The organism is Streptomyces viridosporus T7A (assembly GCF_008704515.1).
GTDB lineage: Bacteria > Actinomycetota > Actinomycetes > Streptomycetales > Streptomycetaceae > Streptomyces > Streptomyces viridosporus.
In genome coordinates this window covers 5,370,086-5,391,250 of sequence record NZ_CP023700.1, presented here as the reverse complement: position 1 = coordinate 5,391,250, position 21,165 = coordinate 5,370,086, and the positions used below count along the sequence as shown (strand labels likewise).

General features: G+C 72.5%; 18 protein-coding genes. 5 read left to right on the top strand and 13 right to left on the bottom strand.

Translation table 11 applies throughout. The features are described from left to right. Positions 1–210 precede the first annotated feature (210 nt). Complete coding sequence (locus CP969_RS25050) at positions 211–1,833, top strand: MFS transporter (protein WP_004983753.1); 1,623 nt, start codon at positions 211–213, stop codon at positions 1,831–1,833. A gap of 102 nt (positions 1,834–1,935) precedes the next feature. Here CP969_RS25050 and CP969_RS25045 read toward each other — a convergent pair whose 3' ends face one another. The 6 genes from CP969_RS25045 to CP969_RS25020 all read right to left on the bottom strand — a co-directional run bounded on the left by CP969_RS25045 (position 1,936) and on the right by CP969_RS25020 (position 8,011). Beyond that, positions 1,936–4,074: a hypothetical protein gene (locus tag CP969_RS25045; protein ID WP_109539037.1), complete on the bottom strand. Its 2,139-nt coding sequence runs from the start codon at positions 4,072–4,074 to the stop codon at positions 1,936–1,938. A 193-nt stretch (positions 4,075–4,267) separates the two neighbouring features. Further along, the gene (locus CP969_RS25040) at positions 4,268–4,681 is read right to left on the bottom strand and encodes a DUF6113 family protein (RefSeq protein WP_004983754.1); all 414 of its coding nucleotides are present in this window, start codon (positions 4,679–4,681) and stop codon (positions 4,268–4,270) included. Next, positions 4,678–5,577 carry an N-acetyl-1-D-myo-inositol-2-amino-2-deoxy-alpha-D-glucopyranoside deacetylase gene (mshB, locus tag CP969_RS25035; RefSeq protein ID WP_016824745.1) on the bottom strand — a complete coding sequence of 300 codons (900 nt, stop codon included), beginning with the start codon at positions 5,575–5,577 and terminating at the stop codon, positions 4,678–4,680. The genes CP969_RS25040 and mshB overlap by 4 nt, the downstream gene beginning before the upstream one ends. Positions 5,578–5,707: 130 nt before the next feature. Further along, positions 5,708–6,334 (bottom strand): Uma2 family endonuclease, encoded by a 627-nt coding sequence (locus CP969_RS25030; protein ID WP_016824746.1) that lies wholly within the window; start codon positions 6,332–6,334, stop codon positions 5,708–5,710. Between the two features lie 52 nt (positions 6,335–6,386). Then, entirely contained in the window at positions 6,387–7,301 is a 915-nt protein-coding gene (locus CP969_RS25025) for a helix-turn-helix domain-containing protein (protein ID WP_171817465.1), read from the bottom strand. 227 nt (positions 7,302–7,528) lie between these two features. Continuing rightward, the gene (locus tag CP969_RS25020) at positions 7,529–8,011 is read right to left on the bottom strand and encodes an ATP-binding protein (RefSeq protein WP_016824747.1); all 483 of its coding nucleotides are present in this window, start codon (positions 8,009–8,011) and stop codon (positions 7,529–7,531) included. A 154-nt stretch (positions 8,012–8,165) separates the two neighbouring features. Between CP969_RS25020 and CP969_RS25015 the strand changes: the two genes are divergently transcribed. From CP969_RS25015 to CP969_RS25005, 3 genes are all read left to right on the top strand, one after another. Beyond that, positions 8,166–9,050 (top strand): helix-turn-helix domain-containing protein, encoded by an 885-nt coding sequence (locus tag CP969_RS25015; protein ID WP_016824748.1) that lies wholly within the window; start codon positions 8,166–8,168, stop codon positions 9,048–9,050. Further along, complete coding sequence (locus tag CP969_RS25010; RefSeq protein ID WP_016824749.1) at positions 9,047–9,256, top strand: DUF397 domain-containing protein; 210 nt, start codon at positions 9,047–9,049, stop codon at positions 9,254–9,256. Before CP969_RS25015 ends, CP969_RS25010 begins: the two co-directional genes overlap by 4 nt. A gap of 221 nt (positions 9,257–9,477) precedes the next feature. Next, positions 9,478–11,256 carry a hypothetical protein gene (locus CP969_RS25005; RefSeq protein WP_016824750.1) on the top strand — a complete coding sequence of 593 codons (1,779 nt, stop codon included), beginning with the start codon at positions 9,478–9,480 and terminating at the stop codon, positions 11,254–11,256. 258 nt (positions 11,257–11,514) lie between these two features. On the opposite strand, the gene CP969_RS25000 is transcribed toward CP969_RS25005, so the two are convergent. Continuing rightward, the gene (locus CP969_RS25000) at positions 11,515–11,709 is read right to left on the bottom strand and encodes a hypothetical protein (RefSeq protein WP_004983765.1); all 195 of its coding nucleotides are present in this window, start codon (positions 11,707–11,709) and stop codon (positions 11,515–11,517) included. A 177-nt stretch (positions 11,710–11,886) separates the two neighbouring features. Here CP969_RS25000 and CP969_RS24995 point away from each other — a divergent pair, with 177 nt between their 5' ends. Continuing rightward, positions 11,887–14,013, top strand: coding sequence for a S9 family peptidase (locus CP969_RS24995; RefSeq protein ID WP_016824751.1), 2,127 nt, complete (start codon positions 11,887–11,889; stop codon positions 14,011–14,013). Between the two features lie 149 nt (positions 14,014–14,162). Here CP969_RS24995 and CP969_RS24990 read toward each other — a convergent pair whose 3' ends face one another. The 6 genes from CP969_RS24990 to CP969_RS24965 all read right to left on the bottom strand — a co-directional run bounded on the left by CP969_RS24990 (position 14,163) and on the right by CP969_RS24965 (position 21,156). Beyond that, positions 14,163–15,209, bottom strand: a complete 1,047-nt coding sequence (locus tag CP969_RS24990) for an ABC transporter ATP-binding protein (RefSeq protein ID WP_004983768.1) — start codon at positions 15,207–15,209, stop codon at positions 14,163–14,165. After that, complete coding sequence (locus CP969_RS24985; protein ID WP_004983769.1) at positions 15,202–16,185, bottom strand: ABC transporter ATP-binding protein; 984 nt, start codon at positions 16,183–16,185, stop codon at positions 15,202–15,204. Before CP969_RS24985 ends, CP969_RS24990 begins: the two co-directional genes overlap by 8 nt. A 6-nt stretch (positions 16,186–16,191) precedes the next feature. Continuing rightward, a complete protein-coding gene (locus CP969_RS24980) occupies positions 16,192–17,169 on the bottom strand; it encodes an ABC transporter permease (RefSeq protein WP_016824752.1) in 978 nt (325 codons plus the stop codon). Then, entirely contained in the window at positions 17,162–18,085 is a 924-nt protein-coding gene (locus CP969_RS24975; RefSeq protein ID WP_004983771.1) for an ABC transporter permease, read from the bottom strand. Before CP969_RS24975 ends, CP969_RS24980 begins: the two co-directional genes overlap by 8 nt. A gap of 6 nt (positions 18,086–18,091) precedes the next feature. Next, entirely contained in the window at positions 18,092–19,714 is a 1,623-nt protein-coding gene (locus tag CP969_RS24970; RefSeq protein WP_016824753.1) for a peptide ABC transporter substrate-binding protein, read from the bottom strand. 323 nt (positions 19,715–20,037) lie between these two features. Then, positions 20,038–21,156: an ABC transporter ATP-binding protein gene (locus tag CP969_RS24965; RefSeq protein ID WP_004983774.1), complete on the bottom strand. Its 1,119-nt coding sequence runs from the start codon at positions 21,154–21,156 to the stop codon at positions 20,038–20,040. Positions 21,157–21,165: the final 9 nt, after the last annotated feature.

Here is a 21,165-nt window from a genome sequence, read left to right as displayed (position 1 = left end):
TTCCGCCTCCCGCCGCGGGCTGCCCCGCCCTCCCGCCCCGAGCGCCACGCGCCCCCGGCGGTCCCTGCCCGGGCAGGCCCTCCTCCACGCTCCCGCGCGCCCCCCTGCCCGCTTCCTCCGGCCGGGTGAGCGCCCCGGACCCGTCGGGGAACCGCGGCCTGCCTCCGTGCAGTTCCCTCGTCCCCCTTTGAGAAAGAAACGGCTTCCTCCATGGCGTCCACTCCCGTGGATCATTCCGCCCCGGCCACGGCTGCCTCCGCGCAGCCGGGGTCGACACGCTTCCGGGGCAACCCCTGGCTCGCGCTGATCGCCGTGTCGTTCGGCCTGCTCATGGTGCAGCTCGACGGCTCCGTCGTCGCCATCGCCAACCCGGCGATCGGCAAGGACCTCGGGGCCAGCACCGCGGAGCTGCAGTGGGTCACCAACTCCTACCTGCTCGCGCTCGCCGCCTCGATGATCCTCGGCGGCAAGCTCGGCGACCGGTTCGGCCGGCGCCTGTACTACCTCGTCGGCGTCGGCGGGTTCGTCGTCACCTCGGTCGCCATCGGCCTGGCCGGCAGTGTCGAGGGCGTCATCCTCTTCCGCGCCCTGCAGGGCCTGTGCGGCGGCATCCTGATGCCCAACACCCTGGGCATCCTGCGCGCCGTGTTCCCCCCGGGGAGGTTCGGGCTCGCGGTGGGCATCTGGGGCATGGTCTCGGCCGTCTCCACGTCGCTGGGCCCGATCGTCGGCGGCCTGCTCGTCGAGCACGTCGACTGGACGTGGGTCTTCTACCTGAACGCGCCGATCGGCGTCGTCGCCCTGCTGTTCAGCATGGCGGTCCTCACCGAGTCCAGGAACTCCGGCGACCGCCGGCGCTTCGACATCGCCGGCGTGGTGCTGCTGGCCGCGGGTCTGCTCGCGCTCGTCTTCGGCATCGTCAAGGGCGAGACCTGGGGCTGGACCTCCGCCGGGACCCTCGGCTCCATCGCCCTCGGCCTGGTGCTCCTGACCGTCTTCTGCCGGTACGAGACCCGGCAGGAGAGCCCGCTGCTGCCGATGCGCCTGTTCCGCAACCGGTCGCTGACCACCGGTGCCGTCATGACGCTGCTGAACTTCTTCGTCATGCTCGGCGGCATCTTCTTCATCATGCTGTACCTGCAGAACGTGCGCGGCTACACGCCCGTCGAGGCCGGTGTCAGCACGCTGCCGATGTCGCTCGCCTCGCTGGTCGCCTCGCCGCTCGGCTCCCAGCTGACCGCCCGCTTCGGACCGCGCGTCACGATCCCGCTGGGCCTGGTCCTCTCGGCCGCCGCCATGTTCTCCATGCTCACCTGGACCGTCGACTCGTCCTACGCGACGATGTGGCCGCCGTACATCGCGATGGGCCTCGGCGTCGGCATCGTGCTGCCCGCCACCGCCGCCGCGATCATCGGCAACGCCCCGGTCGAGGACGGCGGTGTGGCATCCGGCCTGCAGTCCACCATGCTGCAGATCGGTGGTGCGCTCGGCACCTCCGTGCTGGTCACCGTGATCGCCGGCAGGGTCGGCTCCTCGCTGTTCGGCGAGCTCACCGGGGCGGGCGTCCCGGCTTCCGTGGCCCGCGGTCTGGAGGAGGCCGAGGACGCCGTCGCGATGGGCATCGCCCCGGTCTCCTCCGACATGCCGGCGCAGCTCAAGGCCGCGGTCGTCGAGGGCAGCGGGCAGGCGTTCGTCAACGGCCTGCACTCCGCCGTCACCGTCACCGGGATCCTGTGCCTGCTCGGTGCCGTCGCCGCCGTCCTCGGCATCAGGAGCCGCGCCCAGGAGGCGGAGGCCGGCGCGGAGGCACCGGTGGTCGTCGCCGCTCACTGAGCGACGGCGCGCGCGTGAGGCACACGTGGCCCACACGGAAGAGCGGCGCCGCCCGGGTCGCATCGGACCCGGGCGGCGCCGCTCCCGTGTGCGCGGGCCGCGTCAGCTCGGGTCGGTCTCGATGACCGCGACCCGGTTGTCCGTGCTCGTCAGCGCCTGGCGCAGGGCGCCGTAGACGTCCTGCGGGGTGACCGGCGTCTTCTCGCCGTTGCCCCGGGTGATGAGCACCCCGTCGAACGCCTGGCCGTAGAGCTTCTCCAGGGCGGCCAGGTCGGGCTTGTCGACCAGCTTGCCGCCCACGGCGTCCACCCCGAGGAACTTCCACAGCGAGTTCTGCGGGCTCATCGGGACCGAGTGCTCCGCGTCGGTCTGCACGACCACGTTGGCCGACATCGCCGGCTGGGCGAACTCCTTCATCATCCGGTCGACCTCGGCCTTGGAGACCGTGGGCTGCCGGGTGGTCGTCGGGACGTTCACCGGGGTGGAGGCGCCGGTCTCCACCTGGGTGCGGTACGCCTTCTGCACCGCCTCGGTCGCCTTGTCGACGTCGACGCCCCGGCCCGCCTTGGGGTAGACGGGGACGGCCTTGCCGGACTTGAACTCGATCGAGCCCTCGACCACCGAGCCGGACCCGCCGGCCACGTCCTCGAGGGCGGCGTGCAGCTTCTCCTCGTCCACCGGCACGACCGGCTCGACGACACGCTGGTTGCCGAAGAGCGAGCCGATCACGGAGACCGGGTTGTAGTCGCTCCGGGCGGCCTTGCCGACGGTGGCGTCGGTGTCGAACTGGAGCCCCGCGTTGTCCGGCTCCAGCTCGACGGTCTTGCCGTCGACCGACAGCTTCAGCGGCTTGTTCAGCCGGTCGTCGAGGGCCCGGTCGAGCTTCTTCACGGCCTCGTCGCGGGTGCTGCCGCCGATGTCGACGCCGAGCACGGTGGTGCCCTTGGGCACGTCGGAGTGGTTCATCAGCAGACCGGCGCCGTAGGCGACACCGGCGAGGAAGACCACGGCACCGCCGAGCAGGACGAGCTTGTTGCGCCCCTTCTTCTTCGGCGGCTTCGAGGAACCCCCCGCGGGCGGGGAGGCCGTCTCGGGCCGCTTCGGGGGCGTGTGCCCCGTCGGAGCGCCGGCGGTGAAGTCCGCGCTCGGCGGCACGAACGGGATGCCGCTGGTGACGGTGTTCCCGGAGACGTTGTCGTGGCGGGCGCCGTAGCCCGGGGCGCCCGGCCCGGGGACCTGCTGCTGCGGGGTGAGGATCGCGGTGTCGTCGCTCAGGCCGCCGCCCGGGGCGCCGGGCCTGCCCTGCTCGCCGAAGGCCGCGCCCGGGTGGGACCGTCCGCCGGCCGGCGGGGCCATCGGGCCGTCGCCGGTGACCGGACCGGTCGTGGGGCCCGCCGGGCCCTGCTTCGGACCGCCCGGGGGCCGCTGGCCCGCGCGGTCGAGCCGTCCGGGACGGCCGCCCTGACCGCCGGGCCCGTCCTCCGGGAAGCGCGCCAGGTCGTCGGGGCGCGGTGCGCCACCGCCGCCCGGGCCCGGACGCGTACCGCTGCCCGCGGATCCGCCGGCCAGTGCCTCGGTCACGTCGAACGAGCCGGTGCCGCCCCCGTGTCCGGGGGCCACGGGGCCGCCGGTCGCGCCGGGGAGCCCGGAGCCGTTGGTGCCGCCGGGGCGGGGGCCGGCCCCGGGTGCGGAACCGTTCGTGCCGCCCGGCCGCGCGCCACCGGGCGCACCGGGGCCGGGGATGCTCGCGGGCGCGGAGCCGGGAGCCGCGGTGGTGCCCGAACCGCTCGGCGCACCCGCCCCGTTGGCGGAGCCACCGCCCGGACCGCCCTTGCCCGGCGCCGACTTGCGCGGCGCGAACCAGTCGCTGGCCGGCTTCTCCTCGGCCGGCTGCCGCTCGGGAGCGGGCCGAACGGTCCCGGCGGGAGGCTCGGCCGCGCCCGTGGACGGGGCGGAGGAGGGCGCCGGTGCCTCGGCGTCGGCGGTTTTCTTGCTCTCCGTGTCCGCGACGGGCTTGCGCACGACGACCGGCGGAATCGGCCGTGATCCGGGGATGTTGATCCGGATCCGGGTCGTCAGCGTGGTCTCGGTCTTGCGGTCCTCCGGTCGCGCGGCCGAACGGCCCGCGCCCGTACCCTCGTCCGGAATCGCCGGAATCCCGTAGGGCGGGGTGCCCGACGGGTAGGCGGCTCCGCCGCGCCCGTCGGGCCCGGAGGACGGAGTGTCAGTTTCACGACTCAAGGCAGGTTCTCCCGGTTGGCTCCGCCGCCCGTCACGACCTCACGGTGGGGGTCCCCCGGCTCGGGCGAAGCCGAGAGGGCGGGGGAGGCTCGGCGGCGCGCACCACCTTACTGGCCGCGTCCGGCGCGCATCCCAGGACCGCCGGGGAAACCCGCACCGGACCCGCACGCCGGTGACACGGCGAAGTGGTACGTCACTTGCCAAGTCGGACGGGGCCGCCGTCCGGTTGCCGCCCGGGGGCGAGCGTGGCGCAGATCACAGCCACGGCGATGCCGCCGAGCAGGAAGAGATAGGAACCGCCGCCCGCGGCGAACAGGAAGTCACCTTCCGGACGGCTGACGGTGAGCAGGAGGACGACGACCGTCCAGCCGGCGGCCGCCGCGACGGCTCCGGCCCGGCTGCGCAGGGCGCGCGCCGCGCCCAGGCACACCCCCGCCTCGCCCGCGAGGGCGAGCAGCAGTCCGCCCGGGAACCACGCGGGCTGCACCAGCGCCCCGGCCGCGCCGACCGCGGCACCGAGCAGGAACAGCCCCAGGCAGGCGGCGACCCGTGCGGCGGAGGGCGGGCGGATCGGCTGGGTGAGCAGGGACGGGGGCCGGTCGCTCATGACGCCTCACCGATTCCGGCGAACAGGTCGTCCTCCCGTGCGCGGGGGCGTTCTCCGCTCACCAACTCGTAGTACTCGGTCGTGAACAGGGGCTGCGCCAGCTCGTTGGAGAGCACGAAGTACGGCTCGGCCACCGTGATCTGGGTGGCGTGGGCGCGCATCGCGGCGGCCTTGGCGGCGGCGTGGGCGCTCCCGTCGACCGCGGTGGTGACGCGCTCGTCGGCGACGACGCCCGGTACGTCGTCGACGCCGGCCGCCTTGTCGAAGGGCAGGCCGGGCAGGTCGTCGCAAAGGCGTGCGAAGGACTGCTCGGCGACGGAGCGGGGGACGCGGTTCCAGTAGACCTTGGGGACGTCCCAGCCCTCGGCGGCGGCGAGTTCGACGGCGCGCATGGCGACGCGGTGGGCCTGGATGTGGTCGGGGTGGCCGTAGCCGCCGTTCTCGTCGTACGTGACGAGCACCTGGGGCCGGACCTCGAGGATCACCTCGGCGAGCAGCCCGGCGGCCTGATCGACGTCGGCCTGCCAGAAGCAGCCGGGGTCGTCGTTGTCGGGCAGCCCCATCATCCCGGAGTCGGCGTACCGCCCGGCGCCGCCGAGCAGCCGGACGTCCTCGACCCCGAGCGCGCGCATCGCGTCCCTCAGCTCGCCGAGCCGGTGCCGGCCGAGGGCCGCTCCGCTCAGGTGGGCCAGCTCGGGCGGGATGACCTCGCCGCGCTCGCCGAGGGTGCAGGTGACCAGCGTCACGTGGGCGCCTTCGGCGGCGTACCGGGCCATGGTCGCGCCGTTGTTGATCGACTCGTCGTCCGGGTGGGCGTGCACCAGCAGCAGCCGCCGGGCGGGGCGGTCCGGGGATCCCTCCGGTCCGGAGGGATCGGGGGCGGGCAGTTCCGTCATGGTCCCCACCCTATGAGGCGTCCGGCCGGTGTTCGCCGCGTCCGGCCCCGTCGCCCCTCGCCGTCGAGCACGTGGGCGAGGGCCGGGGCGATCCGCTCGATCCGGTCGATGGCGTCCGTCACCTTCCGGATCAAGCCTCTCGGGAGCCGCCCTCCTCCGCACCGTCGTCCTGGTAGCGCGGCAGACCGCTCGTGGAGATGGTCCACTCCCCGATGGTGACGTCCTCGCCGTAGACGAAGTCCTTGCGCACCGCGTAGCGGGGGCCGTCCGGGGTGGAGTGGATGTCGGTGAAGACGGCACCGCTGCCGGTGCGGGGATCGAAGATCGCGTAGACGGGGATGCCGAGCAGCGGGTAGTCGCGCCTCTTGCCCACCCAGTCGTTCTCCGGGTTGGACCGGGAGACGATCTCGATGGCGGCGACGACCGTGCGGGGGTCCACGGAGCCTTCGACGTCGAGGTCGCTCCAGGCGATCACCACCACGTCCGGATGCCGCATGATGCCCTCGGGCACGTCCTCCACGTCGGGCGTGCCGTTGTGGGCCAGCAGTTCGTCCGGCATGACCTTCTCCAGACGGCGGCTGACGCGCGCGGCCGTGACCTCGTGCGGGCCTCCCGGCGACATCATGTCGTGCACGATCCCTTCCTTGGTGACTTCGAACTTCCCGGGGAGGGTGTCGTCCATCGACCGCACGACATCCCTCATGGCCCGGTACAGGTGGGAGGCGCCCCGCCGTGCGTCGTCGGGTGCGGTGGTCATGGCGCTCGCTCCTCGTCGTCTGTGCCCAGGGGCAAGGATCGTCACGTTCATGCTAGGCGGCCTCCTGGGAGTCGGGTCGGCAGTCGCGGCAGCGGCCGGGGCGGGGTGCGCGGAAGGCACGGTCGCAGCCGTCGCAGTCCTGCCAGGGGTGCCGTACGGGTGGCGGGGCGGCGGCCGACGCGCGGAACGGGGGCGGGGGCGGCAGCTGGGCGGCGAGGCGGTGGGCCAGGAGGGCCGCGGGGCGGCGTACGCCCTCGGGGGGCAGGTCGGCGGTCAGGGCACGGCGTACGGCGGCGGGGGCGACATCCCGTTCCAGCCAGGCGGCGACACCGGGGACCAGATGGGCCGTGTCGCAGGCTGAGAGGAGGAGGCGGGGGTCGCGGCGGTGGAGGCCCGCGAGGAGGCCGGTGGCGGCCTCCAGGAGCGCGGGGGCGGGGTACGCGGGGCTCGGCACGGCGGGAAGGGGCTTGCGGGGTGCTCGCTTCTCGCGCGGCGGCCGGTGCGGGGTGCTCTCCTCGCGGGCCGCCGGTCGCGGTGGTTCCTCCCCGACTGCGGGGGCGCGGTGGCGGGCCGCCGCCGGCTGGTTGCAGGAGATCGTGCGGGTGACGATCCGGCCGGTGGGGGTGCGGACACGTTCGCGGCGCAGGTAGCCGTGGGCCTCCAGTTCGCGCAGGGCGGCGGCGATCCGGGTGGCGCCCTCGGGGAACCGGGCGGCAAGGGTCTTGATGTCGGCGGGGGCGCCCTTCGGCAGCGACTGGAGGTGCACGCCGAGCCCGATGGCGAGGAGCGAGAGTTCCCCGTGCTGGGCCAGGTGGTTGCCGACGACCGTGAAGCGGGTGGTGTGGCGGGTGTTGTCGTGCTGGAGCCCGCCGGTGCGGCGGGCCGTGCCGGGCCGCCGGTTCGGGTGCTTGTCGCCCGCAACGCGGGCCCGGGCGTGCGGGGGCACGCTAGGGTTCTGGATACCCATCGGGAAGCCTTTACCTTCCTCGGTGGTCAGGCCCTCGCACTGGGATTGCCGTCCCGGCGGGGGCCGTCTCATGTCTGTGGTTGTGGTGTGTTCGTTGCGCTGAGCGTCGGGCTTCAAGGGCTGCGAAATCCAGCCGGTTCGGGGATGTTCACCCGCCCGAGTGAGTGCGACCACGGGCGGGAGGGGTGGGGCTCGGTGGGGTGCTTTCCCCCGGCGTTCTTTGTCCTTCAGTCGCAGACGGCACCGGAACGCGAGGGGTCGGGTTCCGGTGGCGTGAAGCCGAGTTCGGCCCAGACGGTCTTGCGCGGGAACCGCTCCTCGGTCACTCCCCAGCGGTCGGCCAGCGCCTCGACGAGCAGCAGGCCCCGGCCCGACTCGGCCACGGCGTCGGGCACCTGCGGCACGGGCAGCCGGTCACCGCGCGTGTCGGTGACCTCGATGCGCAGCGTGGCGCCGACCACGTAGAGCGTGAGGCGGAAGCTGCGGCCCGGGACGCGGCCGTGGGTGGCCGCGTTGGCCGCCAGTTCGGCGACGACGTGGCTCGCCCTCTCGTGCGGAAGCCCCCAGCTCCGGAGCGCGTCCACCGCGAGCAGGCGGGCGAGGCGGGCACCGCGCGCAGTGGACGACAGCAGCACGGTGAAGTTGCGGACCTCGCCGCTGGGTTCGGGGCGGGCCCCGGGGTCGGCGATTTCCTGAATTTCCTGATTCACGTCACTCAGGGTGGCCGACCGGACGTACCGTGACGCGTGATCGCCCCGCTACGTAGAGCAACGGTCCGAGGCTTGTCCGGTGCTGTCCGGACTGTCGACGCGGCTCCCGTCGGCGGGGCCGAACGGTACGAGGCGGCACTACGGAGGGGCGCGCATGTCGGTGAACGGTGAGGCGGTGCGGGTCAGGACCGAGGCGGACCAGGCGGACGAGCCGGGCTGGGAGGTGGACCCGGACGACGACTGGGCGCTCGCGGTGGTGGCCACCGTGGGACGGCAGTTGAGGCTCCGTCGGGAGGCGGCGGGGATGCGGGTCGGCGAGTTCGCGGCGGCGGTCGGGTACGGCGAGGACCTCGTCTACAAGATCGAGACCGGCAAGCGGATCCCCCGGCCCGAGTACCTGGACACGGCGGACGAGGTGCTGGGCGCCGGGGGGCTCGTCGCCGCGATGAAGGAGGACGTGAAGAAGGTCCGGTACCCGAAGAAGGTGCGGGACCTGGCGCAGATGGAGGCGCGGGCGGTCGAGCTTCAGCTCTACGATCCCTTGAACATCCACGGGCTGTTGCAGACGCCTGATTATGCGCGTGGGCTGCTTCTCATGAGGCGCCCCGCCTACTCAGCGGAGGAGGTGGAGCGGTTCATCTCCGCGCGTGTGGCCCGCAAGGCCGTCTTCGAGCGGGACCCTGCGCCTGAACTCAGTTTCGTCCTGGAGGAGTGGACGCTTCGGCGGCCACTGGGTGGGAGGACAAGGCTGCGTCAGCAACTGGAACACCTGCTTGAGGTCGGACAGTTGAGGAACGTCGAGCTGCAAGTGATGCCGATGGACCGCGAGGAGCACGCCGGCCTGGCAGGTGGCATCGAGGTGCTGAAGTTCGAGGACGGCTCGACGGTAGGGCGTTCCCCGGCAGTTGCCAACGGTCGACCGGTTTCCGAGCCCAGACAGCTCCGTATCCTGGAACTCCGGTATGGCATCATCCGGGCGCAGGCCCTCACGCCACGTGAGTCCGCCTCATTCATCGAGCAACTGCTGGGGGAGACATGAGCCGCACGACCTCTTCCGGGGACACCTCCGACCTGGCGTGGTTCAAGAGCAGCTACAGCAGCAGCAGCGAGGGCGACTCGTGCGTGGAGATCGCCACTGAGCCCAGCACCGTCCATGTCCGTGACTCGAAGAACATTCAGGGTCCCCGGTTGACCTTCGCCCCCGCCGCCTGGGCCGACTTCGTGCCGTACGCGGTCGGGGGCTGATCCGGCCTCCCCGGCCGCCCTCCCTCGGAGAACCGTGTGGGCACTGAACCGGTGTGAGTCGTCCGGACCCCGCGTGTGGCCATAATGCGCGGGTGTCCAGACCTCCTGTGCCGTTGTCCGCCGAACACATACCGCCCGGCACCGCCGACTGGCGGACTCCCGACGCCCAGCGCTGGCTCACCGCCGTGCCCGCACGGTGGGCCCACCCTCTGTGGGGCCTAATGGCGTTGGTCGCCTCGCTGGTGTGGGACGTGGTCGCGGTTCCCGCCGCCCCCTGCACGTCCACCGACCCGTGCGGCACCGACTGGCTGGGCCTCGGAATAGCCGTCGTGCTGGTGCTGACCCTGTACTGGGTGTGGCGGCAGCCGCGGTTCGCGCTCGCGGGGCTCGCGGCCGGGCTGGTGGGGTTCGCCGTGGAGGGCGGCTTCGCGGCGGCGTTCGGTGAACCGTCCGCGCTCCTGTTCCTCGTGGCCGCCGCGCTCACCGCCGCCGGGCTCGTCCACCGGCTGGCCGTCGCCGGGCGGCAGCGGTCGCTGGCCCTGGAGGCGGCCGGGCCGGCCGCACACCCGCTGCCCGCCGCCGCGCGGACGTTCCGCCGGGGCCGGCTCTCCTTCGTCCTGGCCGCGCTGCTGCTGGCCGTCGCCGGGTTCGGCTACTGGCAGGCCCAGCAGGTCGCCGACGCGTACGAGGAGCGGGCCGCTGGCGCCACCCACCTGTCAGGACGGGTCACGGCCCTGGAGCAGGACGACGGCGTCGACATCCTCAAGGTGGAGGCCGACGGGCGTACCCACCGCTTCGAGACGGCCTTCCCCGAGGACTTCCCCGTGGACAGCCGGGTCGACATCGTCGTGGACGGCGACTGGGCGGCGCTGGTCGCGGAGCCGTACGACGCCTTCGGCTGGGAGCTGCTGGTGCTGGGCGGCTCCGTCGCGGGGCTGGCGTCCCTGGTGAACGGCGTGGACGGGCTGACGCGTGCGAAGCGGCTGCGGCGCGGCCCGCTGCCGGTGCTGCGCGTGCTGGTGCGCGAGGGTCACGACGACGGCCGCACCTGGGTGTTCGCGGCCGACGACCCGGAGGGCCTCCGGCCGATCCTGCACTTCCACTCGCTGTACGCCTTCGACGACGAGGACGAAGAGGACGACGACGGGGACGAAGAAGACGACGACGAGGACGGCAGCGACGCGGGCGACGACTCCGAGGCCGTCGTCGAACTCGGCAGGATCGCGGAGATCCTCCGGGGCGAGGACCCCGCCCCGCCGCTGCGGGAGGCCGTCCTGTACGGCGTCCCCTACGCCGGCGCCGAAGTCGCCTTCGTCTCGCGCGACGACGCGGACGACCCCGAGGTGTCGGTGGAGTGCAGTGTCACCGCGGTGAAGCCGGCCGTCCCGGGGCTGGTGGAGCGCGGGCCGCAGCGCCGCAAGCGGAAGAGCCCGCGGCGGTCCGTCGACGAGATCGCCGTCGGCATGACGCCCACGACGGACCCGCGGGTGTGGACGGCGCACGGTTTCTCGCGTGCGGTGGGCCTCGGTCTGCTGCTGGTGCAGGGCGGCGGCATCTGGGCCGCGCTCGACGAGGGGCCGTCGTGGAGCTGGCTGTGGCTGGTCGTGGGTCTGCCGTGGCTGGTGACGGCCGTGGCGACGGCGCTCACCTGGCGGATCACCGCCGACCGTGACGGGCTGTGGGTGACCGGGGCGTGGCGCGTGCGGCGGGTCCCGTGGGACGTGATCACGTCCGTGCGGCACTCCGACGACGGCATCCGCGTCGGCCGGGCCAAGGACTCCTCCGTGGATCTCTCCCCCACCGGCTGGGCGTGGCTGGAGCGCCGCCTGGGCCGTGAGCCGCGTGCGGAGCGCGTCGTCGAGGAGGTGCGGGCGCTGCTGCTCCGCCCGGAGTTGCGGCCACTGGAGGAGGCGTCGGCGGGGCAGCAGGGCATGCCGGTCGGGCCGCCGCTGGTGGCCCTGTCGGTGCTGTGGGGCGTGGCGGTGCTGCTTCTGCTGTAGACCGGACCGCGGGCAGCGCGGTGAGCGGGCCCCGGGTCTCGCCCGGCACGGAGCGGACGCGCGCCCACCGCGTCGGGGGCGCCGCGTTCCGCCCCTCGGTCCCCGCCCTCACCGGATCCGCCGATTCCGCTCACCCCGCCGGATCCGTCGGGCATGCGGGCCCCGATCCGGGGCACCCGGACGACGGGACGGACGGGATGGTGGACTCCGGCCGGGGCCCGGGACTTCCCTCGGGCTCCGGCCGGAAGGCGCGGCGCGTCAGAACTTGATGCTGCCGATCATCCCCGCGATGTTCGAGGTGAGCTCGCTGATGGTGGGTGCCACCGTCGACGAGGCCAGGTAGAAGCCGAGCAGCATGCAGACGACTGCGTGCCCGGCTTTCAGACCCGACTTCTTGATCAGCAGGAAGACGACGATCGCCAGCAGCACCACCGCCGAAATCGAGAGTGCCACGGCGGCTCACCTCCAAGGATCCCAAGGCGCGGGGGGTAGGAATATGGGGGCAGTTGCAGTTCACGCATGAGCCAGCAGGTTCATACCCACTATGCGCTAACGATCATAACTATCCGTACGTGCGCATCGGTCGGCGCACAGCCGCACAAGGGGGCGCATGGCCAATATGGTCAGGGCATGACGACCGAGGCTGACTCCTTCCCCCGACGGCACGCCCGCACCCAGCGCTTCACGCTCGGCGCGCCGCGTTCGTTCACCGTGGCGCCCGACGGCTCGCGTGTCGTGTTCCTGCGCTCCGGTTCCGGTACGGACCGGGCGCATTCCCTCTGGGTCCTCGACACGGAAGGGGGCGGGGAGCGCGTGGCGGCCGACCCGCGCGCCCTCCTGGGCGGGGCCGCCGAACACCTCTCCGCCGAGGAGCGGGCACGGCGCGAGCGGAGCCGCGAGGGCGGCGCCGGCATCGTCGGCTACGCCACCGACGCGGCCGTGGAATGGGCGTCTTTCGCCTTGTCAGGGCGGCTTTTCACGGCCGAACTGCGGGCCGGGACGGCGCGTGAACTGCCCGTGCCGGGGCCGGTGATCGACCCGCGGCCGTCGCCCGACGGGCGTCACGTCGCCTATGTCGCCCGGGGGGCGCTACGGGTCGTGGCGGCCGAGGGGACGGGCGATCGCGCGCTCGCGACCCCCGAGGCGGAGGACGTCACCTACGGTCTGGCCGAGTTCGTCGCGGCCGAGGAGATGGGGCGTTCACGGGGCTTCTGGTGGGCTCCGGAGTCGGACCGGCTGCTGGTGGCGCGGGTGGACGACACGCCGGTCGAACGGTGGTGGATCGCCGATCCCGCCCACCCGGGGCGTGAACCGAGCCGCGTCCCCTACCCCGCGGCGGGCACCGCGAACGCGGACGTGAGGCTGTTCGTGATCGGGCTGGACGGGGCGCGCACGGAGGTCTCCTGGGACCGGGCGCGCTACCCGTATCTGGCACGAGTGCACTGGTCAGCGGCGGGTGCCCCGCTGTTGCTCGTCCAGGCGCGCGACCAGCGCAGCCAGTTGATCCTGGCTGTGGACCCGGACTCCGGGGCGACCCGGATGGTGCACGCCGACGAAGATCGAAATTGGCTGGAACTTTTCCCCGGGGTGCCGTGCTGGAGCCCCTCCGGGCAGCTGGTGCGGATCGCCGACGAGGGGGGCGCGCGGCGGCTGGTGGTCGGGGAACGGCCGTTGACCGGACCGCAGTTGCACATCCGCGCGGTGCTGGACGTCTCCGCCGACGACGTGCTGGTCTCCGCGTCCGCGGGCGAGGAGGCGGCCGATCCGGGGACCGGCGAGGTGCACGTCCACCGGGTGAACGAACTGGGCGTGGAGCGCCTCTCGGAGGAACCCGGCGTCCACTCGGCGGTCCGCGCCGGCGGGGTGACCGTGCTGGTCTCCGCGACCCTGGACCGGCCAGGTTCCCGGGTGCGGATCCTGCGTGACGGAAAAGCGACGGCGGCTGTCCCCTCGTACGCCGAAGACCCCGGTATGTCCCCTCGGGTGACCCTGACACAGGGGGGCGCACGCCGAATTCCGTGCGCCGTGCTTATGCCCCGGGACTACGCCGGTGACACCCCACTGCCGGTCCTCATGGACCCCTACGGTGGTCCGCACGGGCAGCGGGTGCTCGCCGCCCACAACCCGCACCTGACCTCGCAGTGGTTCGCCGACCAGGGCTTCGCGGTGGTGGTCGCCGACGGCCGCGGCACCCCCGGCCGCTCCCCCGCCTGGGAGAAGGCCGTCAAGGACGACGTGGCCGCGACCGTGCTCCAGGACCAGGTCGACGCGCTCCACGCGCTCGCCGCCGACTTCCCGCTCGACCTGGACCGCGTCGCCGTCCGGGGCTGGTCCTTCGGCGGCTACCTGGCGGCCCTCGCGGTGCTGCGCCGCCCGGACGTCTTCCACGCGGCGGTGGTGGGCGCCCCGGTCACCGACCTGCGCCTGTACGACACCCACTACCAGGAGCGCTACCTCGGCCACCCGGGCGAGCAGCCGGAGGTCTACCGCCGCAACTCGGTGATCGACGACGCGGGCCTGGTCGACGCTGTCGCACCGCACCGCCCCATGATGATCATCCACGGGCTGGCGGACGACAACGTGGTGGTCGCCCACTCGCTGCGCCTGTCCTCGGCCCTGCTGGCGGCCGGCCGGCCCCACGAGGTGCTGCCCCTGTCCGGCGTCACGCACATGACCCCGCAGGAGGAGGTCGCCGAGAACCTGCTCCGTCTCCAGCTCGACTTCCTCAGGCGCTCCCTGGGGCTCGACGCGGGCTGAGCACGGCGACGGGCCGGGGCGACATGGCGCGCCCCGGCCCGTTCACGGCACCCGCACGGCCGTACGCCGTCCAGCTTCACCCGCCCGTGTGTCGGGGCGACTTCCGTGACGTTGCGTGTCCGTCAACGCGGTCGGCCCGGTCCGTACGGTTACGCCGGTCCCCCGCGGCGTTCCTGCGGCACCACCTTCCGCTCCTCCGCGAAGTGGCAGGCCGAGGCGTGGGCGGCCGGGCCGCCGGTCGCCCGGAACTCCTCGGGGACCGCGAGGAGCGGGACCTCCACGGCGCAGCGTTCCCGGGCCTTGAAGCAGCGGGTGCGGAAGCGGCAGCCGGAGGGGATGTCCGTCGGGGACGGGACGTCGCCGCTGAGGAGGATCCGCTCGCGGCGTTCCCGGGCGGCGGGGTCCGGCACGGGGACGGCGGAGAGCAGCGCCTGGGTGTAGGGGTGCGTGGGGTGGTCGTAGATCTCGGTGTCCGTGCCGGTCTCCACGATCCGCCCGAGGTACATCACCCCGACCCGGTCCGAGATGTGCCGCACGATCGACAGGTCGTGCGCGATGAAGACGTAGGCGAGCTCGAACTCGGACTGCAGCCGGTCCATCAGGTTGACGACCTGGGCCTGGATGGAGACGTCCAGCGCGGAGACCGGTTCGTCGGCGACGATGATCTCGGGGCGCAGCGCCAGCCCGCGGGCGATGCCGATGCGCTGGCGCTGGCCGCCGGAGAACTGGTGCGGGTAGCGGTTGACGTACTCGGGGTCGAGGCCGACGACGTCCAGCAGGTCCTGGACCCTCCTGCGCCGGTCGCCCCTGGGCGCCGCCTCGGGGTGGATCTCGAAGGGCTCCCCGATGATGTCGCCCACCGTCATGCGGGGGTTGAGCGAGGTGTAGGGGTCCTGGAAGACCATCTGGATGTTGCGGCGGACGGCCTTCAGCGCCCGGCCGGACAGCCGGGTGATGTCCTCGCCCTTGTACCGGATCGCACCGGCCGTCGGCCGCTCCAGGTTGACCAGCATCTTCGCGACCGTGGACTTGCCGCAGCCGGACTCGCCGACGATGCCCAGGGTCTCCCCCCGCCCGAGCGTGAAGTCGACGCCGTCGACCGCCCGTACGGCGCCGACCTGCTTGCGGAACAGCACGCCCCGGGTCAGCGGGTAGTGCTTGACCAGGTTCTCGACCTGGAGGATCGGCTCAGCCATCCAGGCACTCCCTCCAGAAGTGGCAGGCGCTCCCCCGGGCGGCGTCCGTCCCGGTGACCTCGTACAGCGGCGGCACGTCGGTGCGGCACACGTCGCGGGCCAGCGGGCAGCGGGGGTGGAAGGCGCAGCCGGGCGGGACGGCGGTGAGGTTGGGCGGCAGGCCCTTGATGGCACGGAGCTCCCGGCCCTTGAGGTCCAGGCGGGGGACGGAGTCCAGCAGGCCGCGGGTGTAGGGGTGGGCGGGTGCCTTGTAGAGGTCGTGCACCGGCGCCGTCTCCACGATCCGGCCCGCGTACATCACGGCGATGCGGTCGGCGACGTCGGCGACCACGCCCAGGTCGTGGGTGATGAGGACCAGGCCCATCCGGTACTCGCGCCGCAGTTCCGCGAGCAGTTCCATGACCTGGGCCTGGACGGTGACGTCGAGGGCGGTGGTGGGCTCGTCGGCGATGATCAGGGCCGGTTCCAGGGCCAGCGCCATCGCGATCATGATGCGCTGGCGCATGCCGCCGGAGAACTGGTGCGGGTACTGCCCGACCCGCTCCCGGGCGGCGGGGATGCGCACCCGGTCCATCAGTTCGACGGCCTTGGCCCGGGCGGCCTTCCTCGACATGCCCCGGTGCACGACGAACATCTCGCCGAGCTGGTCGCCAACGGGGAGCACGGGGTTGAGCGACGACAGGGCGTCCTGGAAGATCATCGCCATCTCGGCGCCCCGGACCCTGCGGCGCTCCTCCTCCTTGAGCTTCAGCAGGTCCCTGCCCCGGAAGAGGACCTCGCCGCCGGTGATCCGGCCGGGCGGTGTGTCGAGGATCCCCATGACCGCCTGCGCGGTCACCGACTTGCCGGAGCCGGACTCGCCGAGCACGGCCAGCGTCTCGCCCGCGTCCACGGCGCAGTCGACCCCGTCGACGGCCTTCGCGACCCCGTCCCGGGTGCGGAACTCCACGTGCAGGTCGCGCACTTCGAGCAGCACGGCGGCTCACCTCAGCTTCGGGTCGAGGGCGTCGCGGACCGCGTCGCCGAGCATGATGAACGCCAGGACGGTGATCGCGAGGGCCCCGGAGGGCCACAGCAGCGCGTGCGGGGCGTTGCGGACGTACGGGGAGGCGGCGGAGATGTCGATCCCCCAGGAGACGCTGGGCGGCTTCAGCCCGACGCCGAGGTAGGACAGGGTCGCCTCCAGCGCGATGTACGTGCCGAGCGCGATGGTGGCGACGACGATGACCGGGGCGACGGCGTTGGGCGCGATGTGCCGCAGCAGCAGCCGGGAGGGGGAGGCGCCCAGCGCCCGTGCGGCCTGGACGTAGTCGTTCTGCCGGACGGTGATGACGGAGCCGCGGGCGATGCGGGAGATCTGCGGCCAGCCGAGCAGCACGATGAACCCGATGACCGGCCAGACGGTGTTGCTGGTGATGACGGACAGCAGCACCAGCCCGCCGAGGACGACCGGGATGGCGAAGAAGACGTCGGTGACGCGGGACAGGACCGAGTCCCACACCCCGCCGAAGAAGCCGGCGAGCGCGCCGAGGACGCTGCCGAGGACCGCGACGCCGAGCGTGGCCAGGACGCCGACCGCGACGGACGTGCGGGCGCCGTGGACGGTGCGGGTGTAGACGTCGCAGCCCTGGCCGTCGAAGCCGAAGGGATGGCCGGGCTGGGGGCCCTCCTGGGCCTTGGCCAGGTTGCACTGGAGGGGGCTGCCGGAGGCGATCGCCGAGGGCCACAGGGAGATGAGGACCAGGAAGCAGATCACCAGGGCGGAGACGAGGAAGACGGGGTTGCGGCGCAGGTCGTGCCAGGCGTCGGACCACAGGGAGCGGGGCTTGCCCCGCGGTTCGGTGCCGGCCGTGCCGTCCGGCACCCGCTCGAGGGCCTCCGCCTCGCCGACGCCCAGGTCCATGGTGCCGCCGCCGGTGCCCGCGAGGGCGTGCTCGGGTTCGTACTGCTGGTCAGACATAGCGGATCCTCGGGTCGAGTACGGCGTAGAGGAGGTCGACGACGAGGTTGGCGACCAGGAACACCAGCACCAGCACGGTCACGAAGCCGACGACGGTCTGGGTGTTCTGCCGCAGGATGCCCTGGTAGAGCTGGTAGCCGACGCCGTGGATGTTGAAGATCCGCTCGGTGACGATCGCGCCGCCCATGAGGAAGCCGATGTCGGCGCCGATGAAGGTGACCACGGGGATGAGGGAGTTGCGCAGCAGGTGCCGGGTGATGACCCGGCGCCGGGGCAGGCCCTTGGCGACGGCGGTGCGGACGTAGTCGGAGCGGCGGTTCTCGGCGAGGGAGGTGCGGGTCAGCCGGGTGACGTAGGCGAGGGAGACGGAGGCCAGCACCAGGCCGGGCAGGATCAGCTCGCCGAGGGGCGCCGCGGAGGAGACCGAGGGCCGGATCCAGCCCCACTTCACCCCGAGCAGCAGTTGCAGCAGCAGGCCGGTGACGAAGGTGGGCACGGAGATGACGACCAGGGTGAACAGCAGGACGCCGGTGTCGACGGGCCGGCCCCGGCGCAGCCCGGTGACCACGCCGAGGGTGACGCCGACGACGACCTCGAAGAGGATCGCGATCAGGGTCAGCCGGACGGTGACGGGGAACGCCGTCGCCATCAGCTCGGTGACCTCCTGGCCGTTGAACGCCGTACCGAAGTCGCCGGTGAAGACGTTCCCCATGTAGGTCAGGTACTGCCGCCAGACCGGCTCGTCGAGGCCGAACTCCGCCCGCAGCCGGGCGGCGGTCGCCGGATCGCAGCGGCGTTCGCCGCACAGGCCCGCGATGGGGTCGCCCATCACGTTCACCATGAGGAAGATCAGCAGCGTGGCCCCGACGAACACCGGGATCATCTGGAGCAGACGCCGGACGACGTAGCTCCCCATGGCGGATCAGCTCACCTTGATCTGGTCGTACACGGGGACGCTGAACGGGTTGAGCGCGACGTCGGACAGCCGGTCGGACCAGCCCGCGCTGCCGTTCTGGTACCAGAGCGGGATGGCGGCCATGTGGTCGCGGACGACCTCCTCGGCCTGCTGGAACAGGTCGACGGCCCGGGCGTCGTCGGTCTCCCGGTTGGCCCGGTCGACGCGGTCGTCGAAGTCCTGGTTCGACCACTTGCCGTCGTTGGAGGAGGCGTCGGTGTAGTAGAGCGGCTGGAGGAAGTTCTGGATGAGCGGGTAGTCCATCTGCCAGCCGGCGCGGAACGGACCGGACATCTTCTGCTCGGTGATCCGGCCGCGGAAGTCGGCGAAGGTGCCGACCGGGTTGCCGGTGCAGGCGCGCTCGTCGTCCAGCGCGTTGTTGATGGAGTTGCAGACGGCGTCGACCCATGCGCGGTGGGAGCCGGTGTCCGCGTTGTAGGTGATGGTCACCCGGCCGCCGGGCAGGCCGCCGCCCTCCTGGATCAGTCTCTTGGCCTCGTCGGGCCGGTACTCGCAGGCCTCGCCGCACAGGCCCGCCTGGAAGCCGCCGTCCTTCCCGAGCACCGGGGAGGTCCAGTCGGTGGCGGGGGTGCGGGTCTTCCGGAAGATGGTGTCGGTGATCTGCTCGCGGTCGATGGCCATGGACAGGCCCTTGCGGACCTTCTCCGAGCCGGGCTTGTTCCAGGCGTCGTCGTAGTAGGGGAAGGCGAGGGTCTGGAGGATGCCGGCGGGGGTGTTGAGGTAGCGGTCGCCGAGGTCGTTCCTCACGTTCTTCAGCTGGGCCGCGGGGACGTCGTCGACCAGGTCGAGGTTGCCGGCCATGAGGTCGGTGTAGGCGGTGTTGCTGTCGGTGTAGACCTTGAGGTCGACCCCGCCGTTGCGCGCCTTGTCGGGGCCGGGGTAGTCCTTCCACGTGCGCAGCGACATCTGCGAGCCGCGCGCGTACGAGTCGACCAGGTACGGGCCGTTGCCGATCGGCTTCCTGACCCAGGCGTCGTGGTCGTCGAAGAAGGCCCGGGGCAGCGGGGCGAAGGCGTTGTAGCCGAGGGTGTCGGGGAAGGTCGAGAACTTCTGGGTGAGCTTGACGGTGAAGGTGCGGTCGTCGACGACCTTCAGGCCGGAGAGGGTGTCGGCGCTCTGCTCGCCGCTCTCCGGGTGGACCCGGTCGTAGCCCTCGATGTAGCCGAAGAAGTAGGCGTTGCGCTGGTTGTTCCTGAGGCTCGCACCGTAGTTCCAGGCGTCCACGAAGGACCGGGCGGTGACCTTCTCGCCGTTGCTGAAGGTCCAGCCGTCCTTGACGGTGATGGTGAAGTTCTGCGAGTCGGAGGTCTCGATGCTCTCGGCGAGCATGTCCTGGGCCTCGCCGGTCCTCGGGTGGTAGCGCTTCAGGCCCCGGAAGATCATGTCGAGGACCTTGCCGCCCTGCACCTCGTTGGTGTTGGCCGGCTCCAGCGGGTTCTGCGGGTCGCCCCAGGAGGCGCTCAGCACGGCTCCGGCGTCCCCGCTCCCGCCCCCGCCCCCGCAGGCCGTCGCGGCGAGGGCGAGGGCCACCGCGCAGACGGCCCGTCCGGCGTGCGTGGCTCCGCGCATGGAGTGCCTCCTCGTCCGTGCGCCGTGGCGCGTGACCTTTACGCCACTATCGGCACAAGGGGTGCATCACGCACATGCACGACGTCTGTACGGGGACGACTCCAGCCGTCTGTACGCATGAATCCCCCGGGAGTCCCCGGGGGTCCTCGGGAGCCCCGGGGAGCCCTCCCGGACGGCCCTCGGGAGCCCCCCGGGAGCCCTCCCGGACGCGGCCCTCGGGAGCCCCCGGAAGTCCTCCCGGACGGTCCCCGAGGGCTCCGGACGAGCAGCGGCTGCCGTCCGCCCCGCTCGGGGGCCGGCGGCAGCCGCGGGTGGCTCCGGGGTCACTCCTTCTCGGCGGAGTCCTCCAGGGCCTTCAGCGCCGGGTCGAGGACGACGTCCTCGTCACGGGCCTCGGTGGTCGGCTCCTCCGGGAAGTGGCAGGCCGTCAGGTGGCCGTCGCGGTTGCCGGAGATCTGGACGAGCGGCGGCTCCTCGGTGGCGCACTTGTCCTGCGCCTTCCAGCAGCGGGTGCGGAAGCGGCAGCCGGACGGCGGGGAGATCGGTGAGGGCACGTCACCGGCGAGCCGGATGCGCTCCCGGTTCTCCGCCTCGTCGTCCATGGCCACTTCGGGCACGGCCGACAGCAGGGCGTGGGTGTAGGGGTGCCGGGGCCGGTTGTAGATGGAGTCCCGGTCGCCGACCTCGACCACCTTGCCGAGGTACATCACGGCCACGCGCTGCGAGAAGTGCCGGACCACCGCCAGGTCGTGGGCGATGAAGAGGAAGGCGATGCCCATCTCTTCCTGGACCTTCTGCAGCAGGTTGACGACCTGCGCCTGGATCGACACGTCGAGCGCGGAGACCGGCTCGTCCGCCACGATCAGCTTCGGGTTGAGCGCGAGCGCCCGGGCGACGCCGATGCGCTGGCGCTGACCGCCGGAGAACTCGTGCGGGAAGCGGTTGTAGTGCTCGGGGTTGAGGCCGACGAGCTCGAGCAGCTCGCGGACCTTCTTCTCCCGGCCGCCCGCCGGGTTGATCCCGTTGACCTCCATCGGCGACTTGATGATGGTGCCGACGGTCTGCCGCGGGTTCAGGGAGGAGTACGGGTCCTGGAAGATCATCTGGATCTCGGACCGGATCGGCGCCAGCTGCTTGCGCTTGGCGTGCGTGATGTCGTGACCCGCGTACTCGATCCTGCCGCCGGTCGGCTCCAGGAGCCGGGTGACGAGCCGGCCCGTGGTCGACTTGCCGCAGCCCGACTCACCCACCAGTCCGACGCTCTCGCCGACGCCGACCGTCAGGTCGACGTTGTCGACGGCCTGCACGGCGCCGACCTTCCGCTTGATCGGAAAGCCGCCGTAGATCGGGAAGTGCTTGGTCAGGCCCTCCACCTTCAGCAGCGCCTCGGTCGACGTGCCGGTGGAGCCCTGCTGTGCGGGGAGGGTGAGGTTGTCGCTCATGTCTCGGAT

Bases quoted from the DNA above. Each gene is read 5' to 3' on its own strand.
- CP969_RS25050 (WP_004983753.1), top strand. From the start codon at position 211: ATGGCGTCCACTCCCGTGGATCATTCCGCCCCGGCCACGGCTGCCTCC.
- CP969_RS25040 (WP_004983754.1), bottom strand. From the start codon at position 4,681: ATGAGCGACCGGCCCCCGTCCCTGCTCACCCAGCCGATCCGCCCGCCC.
- mshB (WP_016824745.1), bottom strand. From the start codon at position 5,577: ATGACGGAACTGCCCGCCCCCGATCCCTCCGGACCGGAGGGATCCCCG.
- CP969_RS25030 (WP_016824746.1), bottom strand. From the start codon at position 6,334: ATGACCACCGCACCCGACGACGCACGGCGGGGCGCCTCCCACCTGTAC.
- CP969_RS25025 (WP_171817465.1), bottom strand. From the start codon at position 7,301: ATGGGTATCCAGAACCCTAGCGTGCCCCCGCACGCCCGGGCCCGCGTT.
- CP969_RS25015 (WP_016824748.1), top strand. From the start codon at position 8,166: ATGTCGGTGAACGGTGAGGCGGTGCGGGTCAGGACCGAGGCGGACCAG.
- CP969_RS25010 (WP_016824749.1), top strand. From the start codon at position 9,047: ATGAGCCGCACGACCTCTTCCGGGGACACCTCCGACCTGGCGTGGTTC.
- CP969_RS25005 (WP_016824750.1), top strand. From the start codon at position 9,478: ATGGCGTTGGTCGCCTCGCTGGTGTGGGACGTGGTCGCGGTTCCCGCC.
- CP969_RS24995 (WP_016824751.1), top strand. From the start codon at position 11,887: ATGACGACCGAGGCTGACTCCTTCCCCCGACGGCACGCCCGCACCCAG.
- CP969_RS24990 (WP_004983768.1), bottom strand. From the start codon at position 15,209: ATGGCTGAGCCGATCCTCCAGGTCGAGAACCTGGTCAAGCACTACCCG.
- CP969_RS24980 (WP_016824752.1), bottom strand. From the start codon at position 17,169: ATGTCTGACCAGCAGTACGAACCCGAGCACGCCCTCGCGGGCACCGGC.
- CP969_RS24975 (WP_004983771.1), bottom strand. From the start codon at position 18,085: ATGGGGAGCTACGTCGTCCGGCGTCTGCTCCAGATGATCCCGGTGTTC.
- CP969_RS24970 (WP_016824753.1), bottom strand. From the start codon at position 19,714: ATGCGCGGAGCCACGCACGCCGGACGGGCCGTCTGCGCGGTGGCCCTC.
- CP969_RS24965 (WP_004983774.1), bottom strand. From the start codon at position 21,156: ATGAGCGACAACCTCACCCTCCCCGCACAGCAGGGCTCCACCGGCACG.